Source organism: Methylomonas sp. Kb3 (genome assembly GCF_002834115.1).
GTDB lineage: Bacteria > Pseudomonadota > Gammaproteobacteria > Methylococcales > Methylomonadaceae > Methylomonas > Methylomonas defluvii.
The window spans coordinates 1-3,510 of record NZ_PIZT01000036.1 but is presented as its reverse complement, the minus strand read 5'-3'; the positions used below and the strand labels follow the sequence as shown (position 1 = coordinate 3,510).

Below are 3,510 nucleotides of genomic sequence, written 5' to 3'. Positions count from 1 at the left end.
ACGGCAAAGGCTTTGCGGTGGTGGCGGCGGAAGTGCGCAAGCTGGCCGAGCGCAGCCAAGTGGCGGCGCAGGAGATTGGCGAGTTGGCCGAAAACAGCGTCGAGACTGCGGAAAGTGCGGGCAAGCTGCTGGATGAAATCGTACCCAGCATAGCCAGAACCTCCGACTTGGTGCAGGAGATTGCCGCCGCCTCCCAAGAACAATCCGCCGGTGTCAGCCAAGTTAACAATGCCATGAACCAGATGAATCAGATTACTCAGCAGAATGCATCCGCCAGCGAACAGTTGGCGGCTACTGCGGAAGAAATGATGGGGCAAACGGAACAACTACAAAGTTTGATGAGCTTTTTCAAAATCACCTCTTCCGGACATGCTGCTAGCCGCTCTGCAACCCAAACAACATCGCGTCGCTCAGAAAGTGCGAAACAGGCAAGTGCGAAAACCACAGAGGATGACGCCATTGACTTGGATGCCGCCATTCAAGCGCACAGCGAGTGGAAGGTGAAACTGCGCCGGGGTATCAGCCAACACGAGCACATGGATGCCGTCACCATTGGCCGGGACGATTGCTGCAAGTTGGGTAAATGGTTGCACGGTGGCGGTCAAAAGCAATACAAACATTTGTCGGGTTTTCAGGACTGTCTGCATAAACATGCGCAGTTTCATCGCGAAGCCGGAAAAGTGGCCGAGGTGATTAATAGTGGCCAATATGAAACCGCCGAGTCCTTGTTAGATGCGGGCAGCGCGTTTGCATTGGCCTCCAGCCAAGTCAGTGTTGCCATTGTGACGTTAAAAAAACAAGCACATTTATAAAATCGGAGCCATCTCAAGCTGGTTTTTATGAGCTAGAAAAAGCTGGTATCAACTTTTATTAACCCTGCCCTCAAATATCGTCGCTCCCGTGTAAGCGCAAACCCAGTTTTCACGCTGGACTTCAGCTTACGCGGGAATCACGGAATCAGGGAGTTTAAAGGCCTGGTTAATAATCTACTGGCGACTAAAAGGGAAGTTGGCAGCGTGGCGACTTGAAGTCCGCGCTTTTAGAGGATGCGGTACTTACGGAGCGCGTGAGCGAATCAAAATTTTAAATTGCATGAGGGTTAAAAAAATGACAGTCACACAACGTTTGTTGTTATTAATCGGTTCCGCTGTGTTGGGCTTGGCTGGTCTGGCCGGCTTCAACTATGTGCAGATCGACAAAGTGTATACCGCCACCAACTTCAATACTATCAATACCTTGCCTAGTGTGTTGTTGCTTAACGATATTGTTGGGGAGATATCCGGAGTCCGCGCGCACGTCTGGCAGCATTTAACGGAAACCGACGATACGGCCATGGCCGGCGTCGAGCAAGAAATCGACGAAAAACGCGCGAATATCGATAAGCTTTTGAGCGACTATGAAAAGCTTTTGACCGATGATGAGGACAAAAAACTGTTACAGGACGATAAAGCTAGTTTGGCGGAATACGACAAATTACGGCTCAAAATTCGTGATTTATCCAGGCAGAATAAAAATGCCGAAGCCCGAACTGTGATGATGGGCAATCAGCCTGTGGTTGATAAGCTGTTGGATGCGTTCAAAAATCATAGCGAATATAACCAGCGTCTGGGTAAAAACTCATCGAACGAAGCAGTTTCGATTCAGTCCAGCGCCATTACCATTTCCGTCATTATTACAGCGCTAACGATACTGGCTATCGGCACCTTGGGTTTTTTCATTGCCCGAACCCTGACACGGCAATTGGGTGGCGAACCGGATTTTGTTGCGGATTTGGCTTATAAAATCTCGCAAGGGGATTTGACCACCGTTATTCAACTCAAAGCCGGCGATAACAGCAGTGTTATGGCCAATATGAAGCAGTTGAGCGATAACATCAAAGCGCTATTAGCCGAGATGGATCATATGGCCGCTGAACATGAAAAAGGCGATATTGATGTAGTGGTTGATCAACAAAAATTCCACGGTAGTTTCAAGACCGTCGCCAAAGGCGTTAACGACATGGTTAACGGTCATATTGCTGTGAAAAAAATGGCCATAAAGTGTTTCATGGAGTTTGGCAAAGGTAATCTCGAAGCCGATGTTGAAAAATTGCCTGGCAAAAAGCGATTTATCAATGAAACCATAGATTTAGTTCGCAATAACATCAAGGCTTTAGTAAATGATGCCGCCATGCTGTCGCAAGCAGCCGTCGAAGGCCGCCTGTCAACCCGCGCGGATGCCACGAAACACCAAGGCGACTTCCGCAAGATTGTCGAAGGCGTCAACAACACCCTGGATGCGGTGATCGGACCTTTGAACGTCGCGGCCGAGTACGTGGACAACATCTCTAAAGGCGCGATCCCCGCGAAAATCACCGACACCTACAACGGTGATTTCAACACCATCAAAAACAATCTGAACAACTGTATCGACGCGATCAGCAGCATGGTGGCCGAAGCCGCTGCCTTGGAAAAAGCCGCCATCGAAGGCCGCTTAGCCACCCGCGCCGACGCCAGCCAGTACCAAGGCGATTACCGCAAAATTGTCGAAGGCGTCAACAACACCCTGGACGCCGTGATTGGCCCCTTGAACGTCGCCGCCGAGTACGTGGACAACATCTCGCGCGGGGCGATTCCGGCGAAAATCACCGACACCTACAATGGCGATTTCAACACCATCAAAAACAATCTGAACAACTGCATCGACGCGATCTCCAACATGGTGGCCGAAGCCGCTGCGCTGGAAAAAGCCGCCATCGAAGGCCGCTTAGCCACTCGCGCCGACGCCAGCCAATACCAAGGCGATTACCGCAAGATTGTCGAAGGCGTCAACAACACGCTGGACGCCGTGATTGGACCTTTGAACGTCGCGGCCGAGTACGTGGACAACATCTCTAAAGGCGCGATCCCCGCCAAAATCACCGACACCTACAACGGTGATTTCAATGTCATCAAAAACAACCTGAACACCTGCATTGATGCGGTGAACGCCCTGGTGGCCGATGCCAATATGTTATCGACCGCTGCCGTCGAAGGTCGCTTGGCGACCCGCGCGGATGCCACGAAACACCAAGGCGATTTCCGCAAAATCGTCGAAGGGGTCAACAGCACGCTGGATGCGGTAATCGGGCCCTTGAACGTGGCTGCCGAGTACGTGGATAACATCTCGCGCGGGGCGATTCCGGCGAAAATCACCGACCACTACAACGGCGACTTCAACACCATCAAAAACAACCTGATCAACTGTATCGACGCGATTTCCAGCATGGTGGCCGAAGCGGTGGCCTTGGAAAAAGCCGCTATCGAAGGCCGCTTAGCCACCCGCGCCGACGCCAGCCAATACCAAGGTGACTACCGGAAAATCGTCCAAGGCGTCAATAACACGCTGGATGCGGTGATCGGACCCTTGAACGTGGCGGCCGAGTACGTGGACAACATCTCTAAAGGCGCGATCCCCGCCAAAATCACCGACACCTACAACGGTGATTTCAATGTCATCAAAAACAATCTGAACACCTGTATTGATGCGGTG

The 3,510-nt window shown here is 51.4% G+C and carries 2 protein-coding genes; both read left to right on the top strand.

Going from position 1 to position 3,510, the window contains the following annotated elements; all coding sequences use genetic code 11:
• Positions 1 to 812, top strand: an 812-nt coding sequence (locus CWO84_RS24995; protein WP_240618065.1) for a methyl-accepting chemotaxis protein, incomplete at its 5' end; no start/stop codon positions are given.
• 295 nt (positions 813 to 1,107) lie between these two features.
• Positions 1,108 to 3,510, top strand: a 2,403-nt coding sequence (locus CWO84_RS14965) for an MCP four helix bundle domain-containing protein (protein WP_205800390.1), incomplete at its 3' end; no start/stop codon positions are given.